22 protein-coding genes and 1 tRNA gene are annotated in these 23,390 nt (G+C 73.3%); 8 read left to right on the top strand and 15 right to left on the bottom strand.

The genetic code is table 11. The features are described 5' to 3' along the window. Window positions 1-11 precede the first annotated feature (11 nt). The gene (locus UQW22_RS12425) at window positions 12-341 is read left to right on the top strand and encodes a nuclear transport factor 2 family protein (protein WP_407317290.1); all 330 of its coding nucleotides are present in this window, start codon (window positions 12-14) and stop codon (window positions 339-341) included. A 30-nt stretch (window positions 342-371) separates the two neighbouring features. Here UQW22_RS12425 and UQW22_RS12420 read toward each other — a convergent pair whose 3' ends face one another. Both UQW22_RS12420 and UQW22_RS12415 read right to left on the bottom strand, forming a co-directional pair. Beyond that, window positions 372-1,004: a transcriptional regulator gene (locus UQW22_RS12420; RefSeq protein WP_407317289.1), complete on the bottom strand. Its 633-nt coding sequence runs from the start codon at window positions 1,002-1,004 to the stop codon at window positions 372-374. Then, the gene (locus UQW22_RS12415; RefSeq protein WP_407317288.1) at window positions 1,001-1,396 is read right to left on the bottom strand and encodes an SANT/Myb-like DNA-binding domain-containing protein; all 396 of its coding nucleotides are present in this window, start codon (window positions 1,394-1,396) and stop codon (window positions 1,001-1,003) included. Before UQW22_RS12415 ends, UQW22_RS12420 begins: the two co-directional genes overlap by 4 nt. Between UQW22_RS12415 and UQW22_RS12410 the strand changes: the two genes are divergently transcribed. Beyond that, complete coding sequence (locus UQW22_RS12410; protein ID WP_407317287.1) at window positions 1,395-2,444, top strand: PEP/pyruvate-binding domain-containing protein; 1,050 nt, start codon at window positions 1,395-1,397, stop codon at window positions 2,442-2,444. The genes UQW22_RS12415 and UQW22_RS12410 overlap by 2 nt on opposite strands. Window positions 2,445-2,565: 121 nt before the next feature. Here the strand turns inward: UQW22_RS12410 and UQW22_RS12405 are convergent. The 11 genes from UQW22_RS12405 to rplU form a co-directional block, all read right to left on the bottom strand. Continuing rightward, window positions 2,566-2,638 (bottom strand) — tRNA-Ala (locus UQW22_RS12405). A 78-nt stretch (window positions 2,639-2,716) separates the two neighbouring features. Beyond that, a complete protein-coding gene (locus UQW22_RS12400) occupies window positions 2,717-3,403 on the bottom strand; it encodes a histidine phosphatase family protein (RefSeq protein ID WP_407317286.1) in 687 nt (228 codons plus the stop codon). A gap of 7 nt (window positions 3,404-3,410) precedes the next feature. Next, window positions 3,411-3,851 carry a ribosome silencing factor gene (rsfS, locus tag UQW22_RS12395; RefSeq protein ID WP_407317285.1) on the bottom strand — a complete coding sequence of 147 codons (441 nt, stop codon included), beginning with the start codon at window positions 3,849-3,851 and terminating at the stop codon, window positions 3,411-3,413. After that, entirely contained in the window at window positions 3,848-4,228 is a 381-nt protein-coding gene (locus UQW22_RS12390; RefSeq protein ID WP_407317284.1) for a hypothetical protein, read from the bottom strand. The genes rsfS and UQW22_RS12390 overlap by 4 nt, the downstream gene beginning before the upstream one ends. A 790-nt stretch (window positions 4,229-5,018) precedes the next feature. Then, window positions 5,019-5,624: a nicotinate-nucleotide adenylyltransferase gene (nadD, locus tag UQW22_RS12385; RefSeq protein ID WP_407317283.1), complete on the bottom strand. Its 606-nt coding sequence runs from the start codon at window positions 5,622-5,624 to the stop codon at window positions 5,019-5,021. A gap of 15 nt (window positions 5,625-5,639) precedes the next feature. Next, a complete protein-coding gene (locus tag UQW22_RS12380) occupies window positions 5,640-5,792 on the bottom strand; it encodes a hypothetical protein (RefSeq protein WP_407317282.1) in 153 nt (50 codons plus the stop codon). 57 nt (window positions 5,793-5,849) lie between these two features. After that, window positions 5,850-7,178, bottom strand: coding sequence for a glutamate-5-semialdehyde dehydrogenase (locus UQW22_RS12375; protein WP_407317280.1), 1,329 nt, complete (start codon window positions 7,176-7,178; stop codon window positions 5,850-5,852). Window positions 7,179-7,188: 10 nt separating this feature from the next. Beyond that, a complete protein-coding gene (gene proB, locus UQW22_RS12370) occupies window positions 7,189-8,343 on the bottom strand; it encodes a glutamate 5-kinase (RefSeq protein WP_407317279.1) in 1,155 nt (384 codons plus the stop codon). A 25-nt stretch (window positions 8,344-8,368) separates the two neighbouring features. Continuing rightward, window positions 8,369-9,892, bottom strand: a complete 1,524-nt coding sequence (gene obgE, locus UQW22_RS12365; RefSeq protein ID WP_407317277.1) for a GTPase ObgE — start codon at window positions 9,890-9,892, stop codon at window positions 8,369-8,371. Between the two features lie 121 nt (window positions 9,893-10,013). Next, on the bottom strand, window positions 10,014-10,268 hold the full coding sequence (gene rpmA, locus UQW22_RS12360) for a 50S ribosomal protein L27 (protein ID WP_407317276.1): 255 nt from the start codon (window positions 10,266-10,268) through the stop codon (window positions 10,014-10,016). 61 nt (window positions 10,269-10,329) lie between these two features. Continuing rightward, complete coding sequence (gene rplU / locus UQW22_RS12355) at window positions 10,330-10,638, bottom strand: 50S ribosomal protein L21 (RefSeq protein WP_407320811.1); 309 nt, start codon at window positions 10,636-10,638, stop codon at window positions 10,330-10,332. 263 nt (window positions 10,639-10,901) lie between these two features. On the opposite strand from rplU, the gene UQW22_RS12350 reads away from it, so the two are divergent. Together UQW22_RS12350 and UQW22_RS12345 are read left to right on the top strand one after the other, a co-directional pair. Beyond that, entirely contained in the window at window positions 10,902-11,519 is a 618-nt protein-coding gene (locus UQW22_RS12350) for a protein-L-isoaspartate O-methyltransferase family protein (protein WP_407317275.1), read from the top strand. Window positions 11,520-11,660: 141 nt separating this feature from the next. Further along, window positions 11,661-12,761, top strand: a complete 1,101-nt coding sequence (locus tag UQW22_RS12345; protein ID WP_407317273.1) for a fatty acid desaturase family protein — start codon at window positions 11,661-11,663, stop codon at window positions 12,759-12,761. A gap of 16 nt (window positions 12,762-12,777) precedes the next feature. On the opposite strand, the gene UQW22_RS12340 is transcribed toward UQW22_RS12345, so the two are convergent. Then, window positions 12,778-13,359, bottom strand: coding sequence for a thymidine kinase (locus UQW22_RS12340; RefSeq protein ID WP_407317271.1), 582 nt, complete (start codon window positions 13,357-13,359; stop codon window positions 12,778-12,780). Window positions 13,360-13,393: 34 nt separating this feature from the next. Then, window positions 13,394-16,897 (bottom strand): Rne/Rng family ribonuclease, encoded by a 3,504-nt coding sequence (locus tag UQW22_RS12335; protein ID WP_407317270.1) that lies wholly within the window; start codon window positions 16,895-16,897, stop codon window positions 13,394-13,396. Window positions 16,898-17,285: 388 nt separating this feature from the next. Between UQW22_RS12335 and UQW22_RS12330 the strand changes: the two genes are divergently transcribed. Genes UQW22_RS12330 through cydC form a run of 4 tightly spaced genes read left to right on the top strand, consistent with a single transcriptional unit; the run spans window position 17,286 to window position 23,380 of the window. After that, window positions 17,286-18,785 carry a cytochrome ubiquinol oxidase subunit I gene (locus UQW22_RS12330; RefSeq protein ID WP_407317269.1) on the top strand — a complete coding sequence of 500 codons (1,500 nt, stop codon included), beginning with the start codon at window positions 17,286-17,288 and terminating at the stop codon, window positions 18,783-18,785. A 32-nt stretch (window positions 18,786-18,817) separates the two neighbouring features. Further along, complete coding sequence (gene cydB, locus UQW22_RS12325) at window positions 18,818-19,867, top strand: cytochrome d ubiquinol oxidase subunit II (protein WP_407317268.1); 1,050 nt, start codon at window positions 18,818-18,820, stop codon at window positions 19,865-19,867. A 1-nt stretch (window position 19,868) separates the two neighbouring features. Continuing rightward, window positions 19,869-21,641, top strand: a complete 1,773-nt coding sequence (gene cydD, locus UQW22_RS12320) for a thiol reductant ABC exporter subunit CydD (protein WP_407317267.1) — start codon at window positions 19,869-19,871, stop codon at window positions 21,639-21,641. Continuing rightward, window positions 21,638-23,380 carry a thiol reductant ABC exporter subunit CydC gene (gene cydC / locus UQW22_RS12315; protein ID WP_407317266.1) on the top strand — a complete coding sequence of 581 codons (1,743 nt, stop codon included), beginning with the start codon at window positions 21,638-21,640 and terminating at the stop codon, window positions 23,378-23,380. The genes cydD and cydC overlap by 4 nt, the downstream gene beginning before the upstream one ends. Window positions 23,381-23,390 lie beyond the last annotated feature (10 nt).

Below are 23,390 nucleotides of genomic sequence, written 5' to 3'. Positions count from 1 at the left end.
CAGGAGGCACCATGACCGAGCTGCAGATCCCCGCACCCGTCGCGTCGTTCATCGACGCCGTCAACCACCACGACGAGGACGGCTTCCTCGACGCGTTCACACCCGAGGGAGCGGTGGACGACTGGGGGCGAGTCTTCACCGGACGCGCAGCCATCAAGAAGTGGAGCGACGAGGAGTTCATCGGCGCCCGCGGCATCCTCACCCCGGAGGAGGTCTCGGACGACGGTGACGTCGTCACCGTCGTCGGCGACTGGCGGAGCAACCACGCCAACGGGCGCAGCAGCTTCGCCTTCGACGTCGACGGCGACAGCATCAGCCGGATGACGATCCGCGAGGGCTGACCGACCCTGCTCGGGCCGACCGGGCGCGGCTCAGGTCTCGTCGCGCCGGTCGATGCCCAGCGTGGCGAGCAGGTCCTCGTGCAGCTGGGACCAGACGCGGTGGCAGGAGTCGATGCCGCTGCCGTCGACCCACTCGCTCCGGCCGGCCTGCGCACGACGCAGCGCCGTCGCGAAACGGACGTCGTAGCCGCCGAAACGTGCGAGCACGCCGGCCAGGCCCTCGACCAACCGCGCCAGATCCGTCGCGAGAGCTGCGAGCTCGCCCAGGACGCGCGCGTCCCACCCGGGGTCGGTGTGATCGTTGGGCACCAACCGGCCGGAGCCGGTGGGCCTGAGCTGCCAGTCGGTGCAGGCCCGCAGCAGCCGCGCGTTGAGCGGGAGGAACGCGCGGTGTCCGGCCGCGATCACGCCGTCAGGGTCGGCTTCGACGCGCTGTCGAGCGAGCAGCCGCTCGTTCTCGGCCTTGCCGGTCCGGGTCAGCGACCAGCCCTCCAGGTCGGCGAAGGAGGTGTGCTGGACCCAGCCGCGACGAGCCGCGTCATGCAGCTCCCTGGTCGTGCCGTCGAGGTCGAGGCCGGCACGACCGGCGACCGCGAGGGCGTCGGCGAAGCCGAGCAGGCGCACCCCGTGCAGCACCGGCAGCGCCGTCGGCGGACGGCTCACGAGCTCTCGCCCTGCCGGGCGACGAGCCGCGTGAAGTGCTGCTGGCAGGCCTGGGGGGACCGGTAGCCCATCGCCTCGGCGATCTGCGCCCACGTCAGCCCCGCGCTGCGCGCGGTGAAGAGCAGCCCGGCCTCGAGACCGTCGACCTCGGCGCGGGCGGCGGGCAGCAAGGTGAGCGCACTGAGCAGGTCCTCGGCCCCCAGGTCGGACGACCGCCACAGGGCGAGCTGGACGAGGTCCCCGGCAGCCGGCGGCAGGGGATGCGGTCTCCACGGACGGGGCTCGAGGTGTCCCGCCGCCAGGGCGGAGAGTCGCTCCTGCGCACGGTGCTCCCGGCGAGCCTGCCGCTGGTCGTCGTCCGGCTCGTGGTCCCGGTCGTTCTTGCCTTCCATGCGAGACATCCTGCAGAATCAACAGATCATTGTCAACGGATTGTTGAATCGACATGCTCACCTCGCTCGCCCGGGCCGACTCCTCGACATGCGGCCACAAGGCCGCCGCACTGGCCACGCTGCTGCGTGCGGGCCTGCCCGTCCCGGACGGGTTCGTCGTGCCGGACGCTACAGGACCGTCCTCGCCGTCCAGGGAGCGACGGCGGTCATGGACGCGCTCCGCACCTGCTGGGCGTCAGCACCCTCCGGCCGCACTGCTCAGGACCGTCCCGCCATGGCGGTGCTGGTGCAGCGTCTGGTCGATGCCGACACCTCCGGCGTGCTGTTCACGCCCACGCCCACCGAGGCCCGCACCCGGATCGAGGCGTCCTGGGGCCTGGGTCCGAGCACGGTGGGCGGGACGGTCACCCCGGACACCTACCTGGTGGCGCCCGACGGCGCCGTCCGACACGCTCTCGGGAGCAAGGCGACACGCATGGACAGGGACCGGCTCGTCGGCGGCCTCACGACACGGCCCGTCCCCTCGGGCCACCGCGCCACCCTCTCGCTCGACGACGGCACCGCCCGCGAGCTCACCGACCTCGGCCGCCGGGTCGCGTCCGAGCTCGGCCAGCCGCAGGACATCGAGTGGGCGCTCGCAGGCAACACGCTCTGGGTGCTCCAGGCCAGACCGATCACCGCACCACTCCCCCCGTGGCACACCGCCGCCTCTGATCCGCAGGGGCGGCTCTTGGCCGGCACACCCGGTTCGCACGGCGTGGCCTCCGGGACGGCACGCGTGCTGCACGGCCCGTCCGACATCCCCCGGGTGCGCCCCGGCGACGTCGTGGTCTGCCGCGACACCGACCCTGCCTGGACGCCGCTGTTCCGGGTCGCGGCGGGCGTCGTCACCGAGGCGGGCGGAGCGCTCAGCCATGCCGCGATCGTCGCGCGGGAGCAAGGCATCCCTGCAGCCCTGGGGGTCCGCGACGCCACCACCACGATTCTCGACGGACGTCCCGTCACCGTCGACGGCACGGCGGGCACCGTGCTCCTCGAGCCGTCCTGACGCTCCGCTGGACAAGGTCTCCCGCGTCGGGCCGGCGCTGAGCCCCGGGGCCTCGCTCCAACGCGGCCGAGACACGACGAAGGCCCCACCTCGCGGCAGGGCCTTCGTCGTTCTTCTTCGGTGGAGCTGAGGGGACTCGAACCCCTGACCCTCTGCATGCCATGCAGATGCGCTACCAGCTGCGCCACAGCCCCGTGAACCTGACGCGAGCGTCGGATTCGGGATGTTCGTGCAATTCCTGCGGGCTTGCGCCCCCCGGGAACGGAGATATCTTAGGCAGACTTCGGCTCAGGCTCCAAATCCACGTGCGGTCCCGCCTGCCAACGGTCCAAGGGGTAGCCGGCACCCACGTTGTGGGCCACGAGCCGCCACTCGGGCACGGCCCCTTGCGCGGATCGGTGCAGGTGGGACCAGTGCACGTTGTTCATCCCGGAGATGCCTCGCCAGCCGGCGGCGTCCAGCCCGAGCAGCCCGGTGATGGCCAGCGAGATCGCCGCGCCGTGGGAGACCACCACGAGACACTCGTCACCGCCGAGCTCCTCCGCGTGCTCGAGGGCCGCGTCGACCATGCGGGCGGCCACCTCGACCTTGGTCTCCGCACCGATGCCCCGCGGTTCGCCGCCGCGGCGCCACTCGTCCCGCTCGGCCGGCCACCCCGCCGCCATCTCCTCGGGCGTGAGGCCTTCCCACCGCCCGAACGAGCGCTCGCGCAGCCGCGGGTCCGTGGTCACCGGCGCGCCCACGAGCGCCGCGTAGGCGCTGGCGGTGTCCACCGCACGGACGAGGTCGGAGGACACGATCCGGCTGGCACGGTGCGAGGCGACGAGGGCCGCGGCCCCCTCGGCGGCCTGCCACCGGCCCACCTCGTCCAACGGGATGTCGATCTGCCCCTGCAACCGCATCGCCGCGTTGTACGCGGTGCGGCCGTGGCGCAGCAGCACGATGGTCCCGGCTGTCACGCCTCGCTCACATCCCGCCGAGGTGGATCGTGCCGTCCGACGAGCTCTCGCCGAACTCGGCACGGGCCGCGGCGCCGTCGCCGCCCCGCGCGTCCTCGGGGAGCTCGACCGCCGGACAGTCCTTCCAGAGGCGCTCGAGGGCGTAGTAGACGCGGTCCTCCGCGTGCTGGACGTGCACGACGACGTCACCGAAGTCGAGCAGCACCCATCGTCCCTCGGCCTTGCCCTCCCGCCGGATCGCCTTGGCGCCGGCGGCGAGCATGGCCTCCTCGACAGCGTCGACGACGGCGACCACCTGACGCTCGTTCGTCCCGGAGGCGATGAGGAAGACGTCCGTGAGGACGAGCTGCTCGCTGACGTCGAGGGCGATGATCTCCTGCGCCTTGCGGCCCGAGGCGGCACGCGCCGCGACGATCGCGAGGTCGACGGCCCGTTCCGTCGCGGTCATCGCGGTCCTCCCTCGTCGGACGCCGCGGCAGACGTCGCGACGGGTGCGGCGGCCTCCTCGGTGGCGAAGTCCTCGTCACCCGGGCCGTCGAGGAGCAGGTTCCACAGCAGCAGGCCCAGGACGAACGCCACGACGACCAGCACGATGTAGTGCAGCCAGGTGTAGGACGGCTCCGCCTCGTCCCACTCCTCGTCCTCGTCGGCGTCGGGGGCGAGATCGATCCGCGCGGACTGCCCCTGACCGACGACGGCGGCGAACGGCGACGCTCCGGCCTCGTGGTGCGACGGCGCCGGTGCGGCACGCGCCGGCTCGGGAGCCGCCGGTCCGGGTGCGGCAGCGCCCGGACCTGCGGTGCCCCAGGGCAGCGCGGGAGCCACAGCCGTCGCGTCGGGGTCTGCCGCCGACGCCGAGCCGCCTGCCGACGGACTCGAGGCTCCGGGCCACGCCGGCGCGCTCCGTGACGGCGTCGGCGGGGCGGGGGCCGGCGTCGCCGGCGACCTCGTCGGCGTCGGAGCGCCGGAGGCGTAGGCCGAGCGGCGGCTGGGGCTCGCGCCGTCGAACGGTGAGGGGACGGGTTCTGCGCCCGACGGTCCGGCCGGCGGCGAGCCGGCGCGCGAGGACGACGCACCACCGAACGGCGGGCGCGGCGGTTGGTCCCCCGGACCGGCCGCGGGACGCGACGGCGTCGGCGGGCCGCTCTCGGCCGGCGAGAACGGCGACGGCGACGGCGATCGCATCGAGGTGCGCGTCGGCGTCCTCGGCGGTGCCGACGGGGCGGGAGCCGGCGGAGCGGACGCCGACGGCGCCGAGGAGGCGCTCGGCTCGCTGCCGGTCCGGCGGACGGGTGCCAGCCGGCCCGTCTCGTCGAGTCCGCGGACGCCACCGGACGTCGACGGGGGCCGGACGGTCGGCGCCGGGGCCGCTGCCGGGGCGGGCGGCGGACCCTGTTGCTCCCGCATGGATCGCCGCGAGGGTGCCGGGCCGGTGCCAGGTGCCGGCGGCGCGGCCGGCGGCGAGGACGCGCTGGGCGCGCCGCGCCCGAAAGCGGCCGGGCCCGCACCGGGGACCGGAGCCGAGCCACCGGGGGAAGCCTGCCGGGCCGCCGCCTCGGCGGCGGCCTGCTCGCGTTCGCGGATCTCCCGGCGCGTCAGCGGCCGGGACGTGTTGTCACTCATCGAGACCTCGATACAGACCGTGCTTGGCGATGTACTGAACGACGCCGTCCGGCACCAGGTACCAGACCGGCTGACCCGCCTCCGCGCGTCGACGGCAGTCCGTGGACGAGATCGCGAGCGCCGGCACCTCGAGCGTCGTGACGCCCTCCGACGGCAGCCCGTCGACCGTGAGCCGGTGGCCAGGCCGGGTGACGGCCACGAAGTGGGCCATCTCCCACAGCGACCCCGCGTCCTTCCAGGTCAGGAGCTGTTCGATCGCGTCCGCACCCGTGATGAAGTACAGGTCGGCGTCCGGACGATCCTGACGCAGATCCCGCAGCGTGTCGACCGTGTAGGTCAGCCCCGGCCGGTCGATGTCGACCCGGCTCACGGTGAACCGAGGGTTCGACGCCGTGGCGATCACCGTCATGAGATAGCGGTGCTCGGCCGGGGACACGCGGGTGTCCTGCTTGAAGCTGGGCTTGCCCGTCGGGACGAAGACCACCTCGTCGAGGCCGAGCAGCGCGGCCGCCTCGCTCGCCGCCACGAGGTGCCCATGGTGGATGGGGTCGAAGGTCCCACCCATCACCCCGATGCGGGGACGACGCTGCTGGCTCACCGGTCGGCGGACCGCTCAGTGCTTGTTGCTGGCGTTGCGGAAGGCGAACGTCGCGAGCAGCGCCACGACGAAGCCACCGAAGGCGAGCACGCCCAGCAAGATGGGCGAGATCCCGGTCGACGCGTGCTCGGCGGCTTCCTCGGCAACCTGGACGGCGGTGTGCAGCACGATGGCTCCTCAAGGGTGGTCGGGTCGGGTCGGGGCACAGTCTCTCACGACGGACGATCAGGGCCGTACGTGACCGTCACCGTGCACCACCCACTTGGTGGTGGTGAGCTCGGCCAGCCCCATCGGCCCCCGCGCGTGCAGCTTCTGGGTGGAGATGCCGATCTCCGCGCCCATGCCGAGCTGGTTGCCGTCCGTGAACCGGGTCGAGGCGTTCACCATCACGGCGGCCGAGTCGACCTCGGCCACGAAGCGCTCGGACGCGGCGAGGTCCTGTGTGACGATCGCCTCGGTGTGCCCGGAGCTCCACGTGCGGATGTGCTCGATCGCCTCGTCCAACGAACCCACCACCCGTACCGCGAGCTCGGCCGCGAGATACTCGGTGGCCCAGTCGTCGTCGGTCGCCGGGGTGATCTCGACGCTCTCGGGAGCCTGGGCGCGCGTCCCCTCGTCACCGTGCAGGACGACTCCGGCGCCGCCGAGCGCAGCCAGCGCGGCGGGCAGGAACCTCTCCGCGACGTCGGCGTGCACGAGCAGCGTCTCCGCGGCGTTGCACACCCCGACGCGCTGCGTCTTGGCGTTCATGACGATCTCGACCGCCGTGGGTACGTCCGCCGTGGCGTCGACGTAGACGTGCACGTTGCCCGTGCCGGTCTCGATGACCGGCACGGTCGACTGCTCCACGACGGTCCGGATCAGATCCGCACCCCCGCGCGGCACCAGGAGGTCGACGAGCCCCCGTGCCTGCATGAGCGCCACTCCGCCGGGCCGGCCGAACCGGTCGATCGACTGCAGGAGGTCCGCCGGCAGCCCCCGCGCCTCCAACGCCCGGCGCATCACGTCCACGATGACCGTGTTGGACGAGGCCGCCGCGCTGCCGCCGCGCAGGACGACCGCGTTGCCGGACTTCAGCGCGAGCCCCGCGGCGTCCACGGTCACGTTCGGGCGCGCCTCGTAGATCATGCCGACCACCCCCATGGGCACCCGGAGCTGACGCATCCGCAACCCGTTGGGCAACGTGCTGCCGCGCACGACCTCCCCCACCGGGTCGGGCAGCCCCGCGAGCTCGCGCAGGGCGTCGGCGATCGCCACGACGCGGTCGCCGGTGAGGGCCAGGCGGTCGAGCAGGCCGTCGCTCATGCCGTTCTCACGCCCGCGCGTCACGTCCTCGGCGTTCGCCGCCACGATCTCCGCCGACGCCGCCACGAGCGCGTCCGCGAGGGCGTGGAGCGTCGCGTCCTTCTCGCCACGGGTAGCAGTGGCCAACGTCCGCGACGCGGTCTGCGCACGACGGGCGACGTCCTGGACGGCCGCCGCGACCTCGGCGTCCGGCTGCGGTCGCGCGGTGCCGGGCGTCGTGGGCGGTGTGGTGCCGAACGTCGTGGTCATGCCCCCGAGACTACGACGCCGGGCCGGTCGAGGACAGGCCGTTCCGCCCTTCGAGCACGAGATCGTCCCGGTGCACCACCTCACGGTCGTAGCCCTCGCCCAGGTCGTCGCGCAGCTCGTAGGTGGACCGTCCCAGCAACGGCGGGAGCTCGGCGGCGTCGTACGCGACGAGGCCCCGGGCGACCACCGCACCGTCCGGGCCGACCAGCTCGACAGGGTCACCGGCGTCGAACTGTCCCTCGACGCGCGTGATCCCCGCGGGCAGCAGCGAGGCCCGTCCGCCGAGCACGGCGCGCGTGGCTCCGGCGTCCAGGTGCAGCACACCGGCCGCGCGTGCCGCGTGGGCGATCCACAGGCGGCGGGCCGTCGTGCGCTTGCGGCCCGCGGCGAAGAACGTGCCGACGTCGTCCCCGGCCAGCGCCGCAGCGACGTTCCGCGCGGCGGTGAGGACCACGGGGACCCCGGCCTGGGTGGCGATCCGCACCGACTCCAGCTTCGTGACCATCCCACCGGTGCCGACGGCGCTCCCCCGTGCGGTCACCTCCACGCCGGCGACGTCGTTCAGGTCGGCCACGTGAGCGATCCGCCGGGCGCCCGGGCGGCTCGGCGGGGCGTCGTGCAGGCCGTCGACGTCGGTGAGCAGCACCATCGCGTCGGCACGCACCAGGTGCGAGACGAGGGCGGCGAGCCGGTCGTTGTCGCCGAAGCGCAGCTCGTCGATCGTCACGGCATCGTTCTCGTTGACGACCGGCACCACGCCCAGGGCGAGCAGCTTCTCCAGCGAGCGCTGCGCGTTGCGGTACCGCACGCGGCGCACCGTGTCCTCGGCCGTCAGCAGCGCCTGCCCGACCTGGAGCCCGTGCGCGGCGAAGGCCTCGCTGTACCGGGCCACGAGCTGCCCCTGGCCGAGCATCGCGCAGGCCTGCATGGTGGCCAGGTCGCGCGGCCGAGCAGTCAGGCCCGCCGGGCCGATGCCCGCGGCGATCGCGCCCGAGGTGACGAGCACGACCTCCTGCCCCTGCGACCGACGCGCGGCGAGCACGTCCACCAGGGCGCGCAGCGCCGCCACGTCGAGGTGCCCGTCCGGTCGCGTCAGCGACGACGAGCCGATCTTGACGACGATCCGGCGGGCGGCCGGCAGGGCGGAGCGGGTGAGGGCGTTCACGGGGCCATCATCCCCGCATCGGACGTCAGTCGTCGCTGGGGTCCGCCCAGTGGCCCGAATCCCGCTCGGTCCACAGCTCCTCACGCGCTGCCGTCTTGGCGTCCATGCGCTCGCTGTGCTCCTGGCGCTTGCTGGCGCGCGTCGGCCGCGAGGGCTCGTCGAAGCGCAGGTCGGTGCCGCGCGCCCCCAGGAGCTCGGCGCCCGTGCTCATCGTGGGCTCCCAGTCGAACACGACGGCGTCGCGGTCGGTGCCGATGCGCACCTCGTCCCCCGCGACCGCACCCGCCTTGAGGAGCCGGTCCTCGACGCCGAGCTTGGCCAGCCGGTCCGCGAGGAACCCGACGGCCTCGTCGTTGTTGAAGTCGGTCTGGCGCACCCACCGGTAGGGCTTGCGACCCTCGACCAGGAAGTACACGTGCCCCGTGGAACCGTCGGTGCGGCGGGTGACCGTGAACCCGGCGTCGTCGACGGCGCGCGGCCGCAGGACGACGCGCGCGGGCTCCGCCGGCGGCGCGGCGGCGCGCGCCTGGTCGACCAGCTCGCCGAGCGCGAAGGTCAGCGGCCGCAGCCCCTCGTGGGAGGCGGTCGAGACCTCGAAGACGCGCAGCCCGCGCGCCTCCAGGTCCGGGCGGACGAACTCCGCGAGCTCGCGCGCCTCGGGGACGTCGATCTTGTTGAGAACGACGAGCTGCGGGCGTTCGGTCAGCGGCACGCGGCCGCCCTCGATGCCCAGGTCGCCCGCGTAGGCCGCGAGCTCCGCCTCGAGCAGCTCGAGGTCGCTGATCGGGTCGCGGCCCGGCTCCAGCGTCGCGCAGTCGAGCACGTGCACGATGACGGCCGTCCGCTCGACGTGCCGCAGGAACTCCAGTCCCAGCCCCTTCCCCTCGCTGGCGCCCGGGATCAGCCCCGGCACGTCGGCGATCGTGTAGCGGGTGTCCCCCGCCTGCACCACCCCGAGGTTCGGCACCAGCGTCGTGAACGGGTAGTCGGCGATCTTGGGGCGGGCCGCCGAGACCGCGGCGATCAAGGACGACTTGCCGGCGCTCGGGAAGCCGACCAGCGCGACGTCGGCGATCGACTTGAGCTCGAGGACGACGTCGCGCTCCTCCCCCGGCTCGCCGAGCAGCGCGAACCCGGGCGCCTTGCGCTTCGGCGAGGCGAGCGCACGGTTGCCGAGCCCGCCGCGTCCGCCCTCGGCGATGACGTACTCGGTGCCGTGGCCCACGAGGTCGGCGAGCACGTCGCCGTCGCGGTCCTTGACCACGGTGCCGTCCGGCACCCGCAGGACCAGGTCGGCGCCCTTGGCACCGTCCTTGTCGTCACCCATGCCCTGTCCGCCCTTGGACGCGCGCCGGTGAGGCGAGTGGTGGTACTCGAGCAGCGTGGTCGTCTGCGCGTCCACGACGAGGCGGACGCTGCCGCCGTCACCGCCGTTGCCGCCGTCGGGACCGCCGAGCGGCTTGAACTTCTCGCGGTGCACGGACGCGACCCCGTGCCCGCCGTCACCGCCGGCGGCGTGCAGCACCACTCGATCGACGAAGCTGGCCATGGGTAGATCCTCTCAGGAGGGTGGGAACAGCACGAGGGGCGCACCCGAGATGGTGCGCCCCTCGTGGGAAGTACGGCAGCGGATCGCTGCGCGCGGTTCCAGGTGGATCAGGCCGGTGTCGTCAGCCGGCGGCGAGGATGTCGACGACCTTGCGGCCGCGGCGCGTCGCGAAGGCGACCTCGCCGGCAGCGAGCGCGAACAGCGTGTCGTCCCCACCGCGGCCGACGTTCTCGCCGGGGTGGAAGTGGGTGCCGCGCTGGCGCACGATGATCTCACCGGCGTTGACGGCCTGGCCGCCGTAGCGCTTCACGCCGAGCGACTTCGCGTTGGAGTCACGACCGTTGCGCGAGGAGCTCGCGCCCTTCTTGTGTGCCATGTCAGTCCTGCTTTCTGGGAGTACGAAGAGGGTGGGACCGGGCGGCCGGGGCCGCCGGACGTCACTTGATGCCGGTGACCTTCAGGCGGGTCAGCTGCTGACGGTGACCCTGGCGCTTCTTGTAACCGGTCTTGTTCTTGTACTTCTGGATCGAGATCTTCGGGCCCTTGGCGTCCCGGACGACCTCGGCGGTGACCGTGACCTTCGCGAGCTTCTCCGCGTCGGTGGTCACCTTCTCCCCGTCCACGAGCAGGATCGCGGGCAGCTCGACGGAGTCGCCGGCCGAAGCCTCGATACGGTCCATGACGACGATGTCCCCGACGGACACCTTCTCCTGACGGCCACCGGCCTTGACGATCGCGTACACCATGCTGATGCTCATCTCTCCTGGTCTTGGCGTGCTCGCCCGACGTCGGTCACCGGCTTGATCTGGAACTCTGGCCGCCGCGGCGGTCGAGTGCGGTGCGCCGAGGGCACACGGGACAGGCGCACTGAGGGCGCGCCGACGCACTACTCTACGTGACGCCACCTGTTGCGATCAACCGGCCCGGGTGGCGACCCGCGTGACCTCAGGCACGTCGCGGGCCCGCTCGCCCGCTCGCGACGGGACCGCCACCGGTCGATCATGGCACGGTGAGGTCAGCACCTCCGCCGGTCGGCGGCCCACCCACCGACGACGGCGCCGACGACGCCGTCGCGCAGGCGATGCGCGCTGTCGACCGGCGCGGCTTCCTCCCCCGGGCCCAGCGTGCCGCCGCCTCCCGGGACCGTCCCCTGCCCATCGGCCACGAGCAGACGTGCTCGCAGCCGTCGACGGTCGCCGCCATGCTGGCGCTCCTGCGCGTCCCGCGGGGCGGGTCAGTCCTGGACGTGGGCTCCGGCTCGGGGTGGACCACGGCCCTGCTCGCGCATCTCGTCGGCCCCGGCGGCGAGGTGCTCGGGGTCGAGCTCGTCCCCGAGATCGCGGCCTGGGGCGCCGCGAACCTGGCCCGGCAGGAGACGCCGTGGGCCACGATCGTGCCGGCGACGAGCGACACGCTCGGATCGCCCCGCGAGGCCGGATGGCAGCGGATCCTCGTCTCGGCGTCACCCGACGAGCTGCCGCCCGAGCTGGTCGACCAGCTCGCTCCCGGCGGCCGGATGGTCATCCCGGTGCGCCACGCGATGCTGCTGGTCGAACGGTCGGTCGACGGCACGGTGCGCACCTCGGAGCACGGCACCTACAGCTTCGTGCCGCTCGTCCAGGGCTGAGCCGACCGGTCGGACCTGCGCGAGACCTTCACTTCTGTGTCGCGACCCCGGAACCTACGGTCCCGTAGGCTCGGGCCCATCGCCGGGCACCTGCCCACCATATCGGCTGGGAAGTCGACACCGACCAACTGCGAGGCATGCATGGCCCCCTCCGCATCGTCCGTCCTCGACGACACACGCCCCCCGCCCCGCGCCGCCGAGCGCTTCACCAGCAGCTACAGCGACCTCGCCCGCCAGGTGCGCGAGGCCGGTCTGCTGCGCCGGGCCTACGGCTACTACCTCGCCATCGGGATCGGTGTGACGTTGGCGCTGGGCGGCATCGTGACCGGGATCGTGATGCTCGGGGACTCGTGGTTCCAGCTGCTCATGGCCGGTGCGCTCGGCATCGTGCTCACCCAGATCGCGTTCCTGACCCACGAGGCCGCCCACCGTCAGGTCTTCGCGAGCGGGCCCGTCAACGACCGCGTCGGGCGCTGGCTCGCCAACGCCGTCGTCGGCATCAGCTACTCGTGGTGGATGACCAAGCACACCCGCCACCACGCCAACCCCAACCAGGTCGGCAAGGACCCGGACATCGCGCCGGACACGATCCGGTTCACCCCGGACGACGCCGCCGACGTCCGCGGCCCGCTTCGACACATCACGCGACGCCAGGGCTGGCTGTTCTTCCCCCTGCTGACCCTCGAGGGGCTCAACCTGCACGTCACCTCGATCCGGTCGCTGCTGACCGGTCCGCCGAAGACTTTCGCCGCGCGCCGTCGTGAGATCGTCACGATCGCCGTCCGGCTGACCCTCTACGTCGGCGTGATCGTCTGGTTCATGCCGCTGGGACTCGCCGCCGCGTTCATCGGCGTCCAGCTCGCTGTGTTCGGCGTGTACATGGGTGCGTCCTTCGCCCCGAACCACAAAGGCATGAAGCTGGTGCCGGCGGGCACCAAGATGGACTTCCTGTCCAAGCAGGTGCTCACGTCCCGCAACATCCGCGGCGGCTGGTTCATGAACGTCCTGATGGGCGGCCTCAACCACCAGGTCGAGCACCACCTGTTCCCGAGCATGCCGCGCCCGAGCCTGGCGAAGGCCCGCCTCCTGGTGCGCGACCACTGCGACCGCCACGGTCTGCCCTACACCGAGACCAGCCTGGTCGCGTCGTACGCGATCGTCGTGCGCTACCTGAACCAGGTCGGGCTGGCCGCCCGCGACCCGTTCGACTGCCCCCTGCGGCAGGAGCTGCGGGGGTACTGACCACCGGGCTCCGGGCCTACCGGGGCGTCCGGTGCGCGCGACAGCGCGCCTGGTAGGACTCCGTCCCTCCGACGTGCGCGGCGACCGGCACGACGGCGTCGTCCACCGGTGAGCCGCCGTCGGACGCCCGCACGTGGTAGGCGGCGTCCCGGCCGCACACGCTGCACACCGCCGTCAGCTTGACCACCGACTCGGCGACAGCCATGAGCGCCGGGACGGGCTCGAACGGCCACCCGTCGTAGGTCACGGAGAGCCCCGCGACGACGACGTCGAGCCCCGCGTCGAGCAGGTCGAGGACGACCGGGACGAGGCCGGGACCGAAGAACTGCGCCTCGTCGACCGCGACGAGGCGGACGTCCGGCGTCACGATCCCCCGCACGGCTCCGGCGTCGTCGACGGCCAGGGACTCCGCCACGACGCCGGAGTGGGAGGCCACCCTGCCCGTGCCGTAGCGCGTGTCCAGCACGTGCGTGACCACGACGGTCCCTCGCCCGGCGATCTGCGCGCGGTGCACGCGACGGACGAGCTCCTCCGTCTTGCCGGCGAACATGGGGCCGCCGACGACCGTGAGATGACCGGGGGCTCGACCGTCGTCCATGCGGACCAGTCAAGCACCCCGGTCACCCGGTCGCTCAGGGCGTGTCGGTCAGCGCCGCAGCCTCGCCATCAGCCTGCTCAGGAGCCTCTGCGGCTCCGGCTCCTTTGGCCGGGTCGGCCTCGGCCGACGGTTCGGCCGGGTCACCCGACGGTGCCGGCTCGGACGCTGCCGGCTCGGAGGGCACGGGCAGCTCGACGGGCGCGGCCGCGGGCTCGGGCTCGGGCTCGGGCAGCACGATCGCGTCGACCGCCGCCTCCACCGCTGCACCGGCCTCGGCCGCCGTGCCCTCCGTGACCGGCTTCGCCGACTCAGTCGACTCCTTCGGTTGCTCGGCCGTCGCGGGACCGTCGACCGACGGACCGCCGTGCTCCTCGTCGTGGTCGTGCGCGTGCGCGGCCGCCGCGGCGATCGTGGCCAGGGTGGCCTTGACCGCCTCTCGCGCCTCGGACTTGTCGTCCGGCAGCTTGGCCATGTCGGCAGCAGGCTGCTGCGGCTCGTCCTTCTTGCCGGTCCGCTTGCGGCGCGAACGCTTCGACCCGCCGTCGTCGCCCGACCCGGAAGATGCCGCGCCGCCGCGCTCGATCGGCTCGCTGTGCACGATGAAGCCGCGTCCCTTGCAGTGCTCGCACGTGGAGGAGAACGCCTCGACGAGGCCCTGCCCCACACGCTTGCGCGTCATCTGGACCAGGCCCAGCGAGGTGACCTCCGCCACCTGGTGCTTCGTGCGGTCCCGGCCGAGGCACTCCACGAGACGCCGCAGCACCAGGTCGCGGTTCGACTCGAGGACCATGTCGACGAAGTCGATGACGATGATCCCGCCGATGTCACGCAGCCGGAGCTGGCGGACGATCTCCTCCGCGGCCTCCAGGTTGTTGCGCGTGACCGTCTCCTCGAGGGTGCCGCCCGACCCGGTGAACTTGCCCGTGTTGACGTCGACGACGGTCATCGCCTCGGTCCGGTCGATGACGAGGGAACCGCCCGAGGGCAGCCAGACCTTGCGGTCCATGCCCTTGGCGAGCTGCTCGTCGACGCGGTGCTTGGCGAAGACGTCGCCGGGCTCGTTCCACTTGCTCACCCGCTCACGCAGGTCGGGCGCCAGCTCCGCCACGTAGGACGAGATCTCGGACCAGGCGTGCTGACCCTGCACGCCGAGCGACGTGAAGTCGTCGTTGAAGATGTCCCGCACCACGCGGATGGCCATGTCCGGCTCGCCCTGGAGCAGGCTGGGGGCGCTGGTCGACGCCTTGGCCGCGCCGTCGCTGATCGCCTGCCACTGCGACTGCAGACGCTCGACGTCGGCGCGCAGCTCCTCCTCCGAGGCGCCCTCGGCAGCGGTGCGCACGATGACGCCCGCACCCTCGGGCACGACGTCGCGCAGGATCTTCTTCAGGCGGCTGCGCTCGGTGTCCGGCAGCTTGCGGCTGATGCCGGTCATGCCACCGCCCGGCACGAACACGAGGTACCGGCCCGCGAGGGTGATCTGCGACGTCAGGCGAGCGCCCTTGTGGCCGATCGGGTCCTTGGTCACCTGGACCAGCACGGAGTCGCCCGACTTGAGCGCCTCCTCGATCCGACGCGGCTGTCCCTCGATCCCGGCGGCGTCCCAGTTCACCTCGCCGGCGTACAGCACGGCGTTGCGGCCCTTGCCGACGTCGACGAAGGCGGCCTCCATCGACGGCAGGACGTTCTGCACGCGGCCGAGGTAGACGTTGCCCACCATCGAGGCCTGCTCCTGCTGGGAGACGTAGTGCTCCACGAGCACGCCGTCCTCGAGCACGGCGATCTGCGTGCGGCCGTTCTCCTCCCGGACGAACATGGACCGCTCGACCGACTCGCGGCGCGCCAGGAACTCGGCCTCGGTGATGACCTGGCGACGACGCCCCGCGTCGCGGCCGTCGCGGCGCCGCTGGCGCTTCGCCTCCAGCCTGGTCGAACCCTTGAGCGCCGTGACCTCGTCCTCGGCACGTTCCTTGCGCCCACCGTCGCGCTCACCGCTGCGCGCGCCACGGCGACGGCGACGACGACGGCGGCTGGAGCCGGACGAGTCGTCCTCCGGGCGGTCGCCGTCCTCCGGGCGACCCGCCCCCTGGCCACGCTGCTGGTCGGTGTCGGTTTCGGTGCCGCCGTCGTCCGGCGAGGCTGACGACTCCTCGGCGGCGGACGACTCGGTGCCGTCGTCGTCCGTGCCGTCGTCGTCCGTGCCGTCGTCGTCCCGCTGGTCGATCTTGCGCCCGCCACGACGGCCGCGGCCTCCCCGGCGGCGGCGGCGACGCGGCCGGATGTCGGTCTCGTCGCCGTCCTCCACGAAGTCCTCGGGTCGCAGCTCCGGCAGCGCGACACCCTCCGCCTCGAGCTCCGTCTCGATCACCTCGAGCTCGGAGACGGCGGCCTCCTCGGCCTGGCTCAGCGAGATCGGCTCGACGGGCGCCGGGGCTGCCTCGGCGGCGGCGTCCGACGCGTCCGAGGTCGACCCTTCCGTGGTGTCCGGCTCGTCCGCTGCGTCGGCGGCCTTGGCCGCGCGGGTGCTGCGACGCGAACCGGACCTCCGCGACGGCTTCTGCTCGTCCTTCGCGGCGCCGGTGCCGGGCTCGACAGCCGGCGCCGGCGGTGCGATGCGCCCGGAGTCCTCGACGGCCTCCGTCGCCGCCTCCGTCGCGGCGCCCCTGTCGACGTCGTCACGGTGGGTCGGCGGTCCGGCCGGTGCCTGCGCACGGCGGGACCGGCGCGGCCCGGACATCTCGGGCGCCTGGAACAGCAACGCCGTCGTGGCCAGGCGCGGCGCGCCGGAGTCCCCGCCGGTGCGAGTGGTCGCGGGCTGGGCCGGCTGCTCGGGCTGGGCCGGCTGCTCGGGCTGGGCCGGCTGCTCGGGCTGGGCCGGCTTCTCGGCCTCCGCGGGCTGCGGCGGCGCGGCGGCCTCGGCGACGCTCTTCTTCGGGGCTCGGGAGCGCGACCGCTTCGCCGGCTTCTCGGCCTTCTCCTCGGCGGACTGTGCGGCCTTGCTCCGCGAGGTCCGCTTCCTGGCCGGCGCGGGCGACGCCTCGGGTGCCGGCTCCACGGCCGGGGCGCCGGGCAGCACGATGTCGTCCAGGGAGAAGGATCCGCCCGGGGTCGTGGGTGCGGCAGGTTCCGCCGCCCTCGGCAGCGAGACGGCGGCGGACTCCGTAGGACGGTCGGCGGGGGCAGCTTCCGGCTCCGGGGCAGCCTCCGGCTTCGGGGCGGCTTCCGAGGCCGGTCCTGCGGTGCGTCGCACCGCACGGCGTGGCCGCCGGGCGGATGCGGACGAGGACCCGGTGGCGGACTCGGTGCGGGCGGCCTGCTCCGGAGCGGCCTGCTTCGCAGCGGCAGGCGCCGCTTCGGTCGGTGCGGCGTCAGGTGCCGGCGCGGGCTCGGGCGCCGACGCGGGGACCACGATGGGCGCCGGTCCGGAGGCCTGGGGTGCTGAGGTGGGTCGGGTGACCCGACGGCGGGTCGCGCGCCGGGGTCCGCTGCTCGCGCCCTCGGTCGTCGCCTGGTCGCCGGTCGGGATGTCGGACGTCACGAAATACGCTCCTGCTCCCGGGTGCCGGCCCACACCTACCGGCCGCCGGGTGGTCGCCGCCCTAGGTGGCAGCGCTGCTCAGCGCGCCGCCCGGACGGAAGTCTCGGTCTCGGCTGCGTCACCCCCGTCTTCGCGGCCGCCGGCTGCCGGGCCCCTTCACGCCCGGCCGCGGCACCGCGTGCGGGACGCGGGAGCTGCAAGCTTGTCGACCGTCCGAGGGATGTGGCCCCGGCGGTCTGCCGTCCAGTATCGCACCCCTCGGTGCCGACGCCGACCGCGGTCCGACCGTCGGCGTGGCGCCGCTCACATCCAGCCCGCACGGCTTGACTTGTGAAGATCTTCACGAGATCGTTCGTGAAGGTCTTCACAAACTTTGAGGAGTCCCTCCGTGGAAGCTCTGGATCTGGCTCGATGGCAGTTCGCCATCACGACCGTGTACCACTTCATCTTCGTGCCCCTCACCATCGGGCTCGCGCCCATCGTGGCCGGCATGCAGACCGCGTGGGTCGTCACGGGGAACGAACGCTGGCTCCGGTTGACGAAGTTCTTCGGCAAGCTTCTGCTGATCAACTTCGCGCTGGGGGTCGTCACCGGGATCTGGCAGGAGTTCCAGTTCGGGATGGCCTGGAGCGAGTACTCCCGGTTCGTCGGCGATGTCTTCGGTGCACCGCTCGCGATGGAGGCGCTGGCCGCGTTCTTCGTCGAGTCGGTCTTCCTGGGCGTGTGGATCTTCGGCTGGGACCGGGTCTCCAAGAAGATCCACCTCGCCTCGATCTGGCTGTTCGCCCTGGCGACCAACCTCTCGGCGTTCTTCATCCTCGCCGCGAACTCGTGGATGCAGCACCCCGTCGGGACCGTCTACAACCCCGAGACCGGCCGCGCCGAGATGGAGTCCGTCTGGGCCGTGCTGACCAACAACACGCTGCTCGCGGCCTTTCCGCACACCATCACCGCGGCGTTCCTGACCGCGGGCACCTTCGTCACAGGGATCGCCACCTGGTGGATGGTGCGGCTGGTCCGCAGCAAGCGGCCCGAGCACGTCGAGACTGCCCGGAACGTGTACCGCCCCGCCGTCCTCGTGGGCGTGTGGGTGATGATCGTCGCCGGGATCGGGGTGATCTGGTCCGGCGACGTCCAGGGGAAGCTGATGTACGAGCAGCAGCCCGGCAAGATGTCGTCGGCCGAGGCCCTGTGCGAGGGCACCGAGTCCGCGGAGTTCTCCATCCTGGCCGTCGGGCCGTTGCACGCCGGGTGCGAGGACGTCGAGCACCTCATCTCCCTGCCCGGGCTGACCTCCTACCTGGGCACCGGACACTTCTCCGGCGAGGAGTCCTACCTGCCGGGCGTCGACGACGTCCAGGAGGAGTACACCGAGCGGTACGGCGACGTCACCGCCGACGGCGAGGAGGTGACCTACACCCCGCACCTCGCGATCACCTACTGGTCCTTCCGCCTGATGATCGGCCTCGCCGTGTTCTCCGTCGCGCTCGCACTGGCTGCCCTGTGGTTCACGCGCAAGGGGAGAGTCAGTGACAACGTCTGGCTCGGACGTCTCGGCATCCTCGCCATCCCCATGCCGTTCGCCGCCTGCTCGTTCGGCTGGATCTTCACCGAGGTCGGGCGCCAGCCCTGGGCGGTGGTCCCCAACCCCACGGGCATCGACCAGGTCCGGCTGCTCACCGAGCGCGGCGTGTCCACGGCCGTCCCGCCCGGCGTCATCCTCACCTCGATGATCGTGCTCACCGTCATCTACGCGGTCCTCGCCGTCGTCTGGTACCGCCTCATGCACCGCTACACGATCGAGGGAGTTCCCGACACCGTCCGTGACGAGTCGCCGGAGGCGCAGGACCCCGACGACTCCGACCGCCCGCTGTCGTTCGCGTACTGAGCGTCCGCACCTGAAGAGACTGGAGACCTGACGTGGACCTCGCGATCCTCTGGTTCGTCATCATCGCCGTGCTGTGGACCGGCTACCTCGTGCTCGAGGGCTTCGACTTCGGCGTGGGCATGCTGCTCTCGATCCTGCCCCGGGGCGACAAGGAGCACCGGGAGAAGGAACGCCGCGTGCTGGTCAACACCATCGGCCCCGTCTGGGACGGCAACGAGGTGTGGCTGCTCACCGCCGGCGGCGCGACCTTCGCCGCGTTCCCCGAGTGGTACGCGACGATGTTCTCGGGCTTCTACCTCCCGCTGCTGATCATCCTCGTCGGGCTCGTGGCCCGTGGCGTCGCCTTCGAGTACCGCGGCAAGATCGCCGACGCCGCCTGGGTCCGGCGGTGCGACCTGGCGATCCAGGCCGGTTCCTGGATCCCGGCCGTGATGTGGGGGGTGGCTTTCGGCAACCTCGTCCGCGGTCTCCTGCTCGACGCCGACCACCAGTACGTCGGCGGGTTCTGGGCGCTGCTCAACCCGTTCGCCCTGCTCGGAGGGCTCACCACGGTGTCGCTGTTCCTGCTGCACGGGGCCGTCTTCGTCGCGCTGAAGACGGACGGTGACATCCGTGCCCGCGCCGCGCGCCTCGCCTCCGGGCTGTCGGTCGTCGCGCTCGCGGTGGCCGGCGGCTGGGCCCTCTGGGCGCAGATCGCCTACTCGACGCCATGGACGTGGGCCGCCGTGCTGGTGGCCGCGGGCAGCCTGGTTGGGGTGGTCGCGACCACCCGCGCACGCCGGGAGGGAGCGGCCTTCACCCTGTCGGCGGTGACGATCGTCGCGGCCGTCGTGCTGATCTTCGGCTCCATGTACCCCGACGTGATCCCCGCGCTCGACGGAGGAGAAGCGCTCACGGTCGCGGAGGCCTCCTCGACGGACTACACGCTGACCATCATGAGCTGGGTGGCGGTCGTCCTGACCCCGCTCGTGATCGCCTACCAGGCCTGGACGTACTGGGTCTTCCGCCGCCGGCTGAGCACCCGCGACATCCCGGCCCCGGCCGGACTGACGTGGCAGAAGATCAAGGACGCGGCGTTCTGACGTGAGACCGCTCGATCCCCGCCTGCTCCGACAGGTACGAGCCGCCCGCTCCTACGTCCTGCTGACCACCGTGCTGGGCGCCGCCTCGGCTGCGCTGGTGGTGGTGCAGGCCTTCGCGATCGCGCACGCGCTCGCCCCGGTCGTCGTCGCCACCAGCCCCGGCGGGCGCGGGGCGGGCGCCGGCGAGGTGGCGGGGTGGCTCGCGGTGCTGGCGGGCACCGCCGTCGGACGATCCCTGGTCGCCTGGGCCCAGGAACGCTACGGCCGACGTGCCGCCACGCAGGTCGTCGCCGACCTCCGTGAACAGGTGGTGGCGCACGCCGTCGGGCTCGGCCCCCGGCCACCCGCAGGAGCAGCACCCGCCGACATCGCGACGCTCGCCACCCGCGGGCTCACGGACCTGGAGCCCTATCTCGTGCGGTTCCTGCCGCAGCTGCTGCTCACCGCGCTGGTCACCCCGGCCACGGTGCTGGTGGTGCTCGGCCTGGACTGGGTCTCGGCCGTGATCGCCGTCGCGACGCTGCCGCTCGTCCCGTTCTTCATGTGGCTGATCGGCACCATGACGGCCGGGACCTCCGAACGGCGCCTCGCGGCCGTCGAACGCCTCGGCGCGCAGGTCCTCGACCTGATCTCCGGTCTGCCGACCCTGCGCGCCTTCGGCCGGCAGGTCGGGCCCGGGAGGCGGGTACGGGCCCTCGGCGAGGCCTCCCGGCGGGCGACGATGGGCACCCTGCGCGTCGCGTTCCTCTCCGGTGCGGTGCTCGAGCTCCTCACGACCCTGTGCGTCGCGATCATCGCCGTCGGGGTGGGACTGCGGCTCGTGCACGGGGGCGTCGAGCTCGTGCCCGCGCTGACGGTCCTCGTGCTCGCCCCGGAGATCTTCCTGCCGCTGCGTCGTGTCGGCGCGGAGTTCCACGCGTCCACCGACGGGCTCGCGGCGACGCGGCGGGCGTTCGCCCTGCTCGACCTCCCCGCCCCGGGCGGGCCGGCTCCGGCGCGCACCGGCCCGGACGACCCGGAGCCGGCGGCACCGGTGCCCGTCGCCGCCGGGGCCACGCTGGTGCTCGACGACGTCACCGTCCGGGCGCCCGGACGCCACGTCGACGCGCCCGCCGGCCTGTCGGCCCGCATCCCGCTCGGCACCGGTGAGCCCGGCGGCGGCCGCGTGGTGGCCCTCCGCGGCCCGAGCGGTGCCGGGAAGTCGACGGTCGCGCTCCTCCTGCTCGGCCTGCTGCGCCCCGACACGGGCACGGTCTCCCTCGAGCTGTCAGAACGTGGTCCGGGTGTACCGGCGCCAGGACCTGACAGCTCGCGGGGGTGGTGGGATCAGGTCGCCTGGGTACCCCAACGTCCCGCCATCGGGCCCGGCACCGTGCGCGACGTCGTCACCGACGGCCGTGACGTGCCGGCCGGCGCGCTCGCCGCCGCCGCGCGAACGACCGGTCTCGACGCCGTCCTGGCCGCCCTGCCGTCCGGCTGGGGCACCCCTGTCGGGCTCGACGGCGTCGGCCTCAGCGTCGGTCAGCGGCAGCGGGTCGCCCTGGCGCGTGCGCTGGTCGGGGCCGCCGACCGCCCGGTCGTCGTCCTCGACGAGCCGACCGCGCACCTGGACGCCCGCGGCGAACAGGTCGTGCTCGACACGGTCCGGGCGTGGCGCGACGCCGGACGCACCGTCGTCGTGGTCGCCCATCGCTCCTCCCTGCTGTCGGTCGCCGACCAGGTCGTCGACGTCGAGGCCCGGGAGGCCGTCGCCCGAGAGGTGGTGGAGTCATGACCGATCCCCTGGTCCGCGTGCTGCCGATGCTCGAGGTGCGCTGGGGTCGGGTGGCGCGTGCCGTCGGGCTCGGCACGCTGACGCTCGTGTGCGCGATCGGCCTCGCCGCCGCCGCCGCGTGGCTCGTCGCCCGCGCCTCCCAGATGCCGCCCGTGCTGGTGCTCTCCGTCGCGGCGGTGGCGGTCCGCGCCTTCGGTACCGGACGGGCGTTCTTCCGTTACCTCGAACGCCTCGCCTCCCACGACGTGGCGCTACGTGGGATGGCCGCGCTGCGCGCGAACCTGTACGACCGGCTCGCCCGAGGCGGCGCCGACGTCATCGCCCTGCGCCGGGGCGACCTGCTCGCGCGGGTCGGGGGCGACGTCGACGACGTGGGCGACGTCGTCGTGCGCGCGCTGGTTCCCGGTGCCGTCGCCGTCGTCGCGGGGACGGGCGCCGTGGTGCTGGTGGGAGTCTTCCTGCCGGCCGCCGGGCTGGTGCTGCTGGCGTGCCTGCTGCTGACCGGCGTGCTCGCCCCCTGGCTGGCGTCACGGGCATCGGCGTCGGTCGAGCTCCGAGGGGCCGAGGCACGCGGCGAGGTCGCCGCCCGCGTCCTGGAGCTGGTGGAGCACGGCCAGCAGCTGCGCGTCTCGGGCCGGCTCGACGACCGCCGTGCCGGCCTGCGGGCCGCGGACGTCCGCCTCGCCGGAGCGACCGACGACGGCGCACGCGTGGCCGGCGTGTCAGCGGCGATCGAGGCCGGCGCCCAGACGCTCGCCGTGCTCGGCTGCCTCCTCGTCGGCGTCCCCGCGGCCCTCGCCGGGGACCTGGCCGCGACCGAGCTCGCCGTCGTCGTCCTCACTCCCCTCTCCGTGTTCGAGGTCACGGCCGCCCTGCCTGCCGCCGCCGTGCAGCTGCGGCGGTCGCGTGCGGCCGCCTCCCGGCTGCTCGACCTGCTCCCACCGGAGCTGTCAGAACGTGGACCCGGCCTGCCCGCGCCACGTCCTGACACCTCCGGCGGGTTGACGCTGCAGAGTGTCGGTGCGGGGTGGGAAGGCCCGTACGGCACGACGGTGGTCGAGGGTGTCGGTCTCGTGCTGCGACCCGGGGCGGTCGTCGGGCTGGCCGGGCCGTCCGGGGTCGGCAAGACTGCGCTGCTCCTGACCGCGGCGGGCCTCTTGCCGCCCGTGGCCGGGCACGTCGAGGGTGACGGGCTCTTCGTCGCCGAGGACGGGCACGTCTTCGGCACCACGCTGCTCGAGAACCTCCGGGTCGCCCGCGCCGACGTGACCCCGGCCGAGGCGCGCGACGCTCTCGACGCCGTCGGGCTGACCGGGTGGCTCACCGGGCTGCCCGACGGTCTCGACACCCTGCTCGGCACCGGCGCCACCGACGTCTCCGGTGGTGAGCGGCGGCGGCTGCTCGTCGCCAGGGCGCTGCTCGCGCCGCACCGGGTCCTGCTCGTGGACGAACCCGCCGAGCACCTGGACCCCGCCGCGGCCGACTCCTTGGTGGAGATGCTCGCGGACCTGGCCCGGACCACCGGCCGGGCCGTCGTCGTCGCGTCCCACCGGCTCACGCCGCTCGCCGCCGCCGACGAGGTGCTGCTGCTCGGCCACGGGGACGTTCCGGACGCCCCGGCGCGCGTCGTGGCGCGAGGCCGGCACGACGCGTTGCTGCGGGACCTCCCCGACTACCGGTGGGCAGCCGACCAGGAGGCGGCCGGGGCCGTTCAGGGTCACGACCAGGGCTCTCCCTGATGCCGGGAGC

The organism is Isoptericola halotolerans, assembly GCF_045689585.1.
Lineage (GTDB): Bacteria > Actinomycetota > Actinomycetes > Actinomycetales > Cellulomonadaceae > Isoptericola > Isoptericola halotolerans_B.
The sequence above is the reverse complement of the archived record's forward strand: the minus strand, read 5'-3'. Positions and strand labels throughout refer to the sequence as shown.

Excerpts from the sequence above, each read along its gene's own strand:
- UQW22_RS12340 (WP_407317271.1), bottom strand. The coding sequence starts at position 13,359 with ATGGACGACGGTCGAGCCCCCGGTCATCTCACGGTCGTCGGCGGCCCC.
- UQW22_RS12415 (WP_407317288.1), bottom strand. The coding sequence starts at position 1,396 with ATGGAAGGCAAGAACGACCGGGACCACGAGCCGGACGACGACCAGCGG.
- UQW22_RS12410 (WP_407317287.1), top strand. The coding sequence starts at position 1,395 with ATGCGAGACATCCTGCAGAATCAACAGATCATTGTCAACGGATTGTTG.
- rplU (WP_407320811.1), bottom strand. The coding sequence starts at position 10,638 with ATGGTGTACGCGATCGTCAAGGCCGGTGGCCGTCAGGAGAAGGTGTCC.
- rpmA (WP_407317276.1), bottom strand. The coding sequence starts at position 10,268 with ATGGCACACAAGAAGGGCGCGAGCTCCTCGCGCAACGGTCGTGACTCC.
- rsfS (WP_407317285.1), bottom strand. The coding sequence starts at position 3,851 with ATGACCGCGACGGAACGGGCCGTCGACCTCGCGATCGTCGCGGCGCGT.
- cydC (WP_407317266.1), top strand. The coding sequence starts at position 21,638 with ATGACCGATCCCCTGGTCCGCGTGCTGCCGATGCTCGAGGTGCGCTGG.
- obgE (WP_407317277.1), bottom strand. The coding sequence starts at position 9,892 with ATGGCCAGCTTCGTCGATCGAGTGGTGCTGCACGCCGCCGGCGGTGAC.
- UQW22_RS12375 (WP_407317280.1), bottom strand. The coding sequence starts at position 7,178 with ATGACCACGACGTTCGGCACCACACCGCCCACGACGCCCGGCACCGCG.
- UQW22_RS12345 (WP_407317273.1), top strand. The coding sequence starts at position 11,661 with ATGGCCCCCTCCGCATCGTCCGTCCTCGACGACACACGCCCCCCGCCC.
- UQW22_RS12425 (WP_407317290.1), top strand. The coding sequence starts at position 12 with ATGACCGAGCTGCAGATCCCCGCACCCGTCGCGTCGTTCATCGACGCC.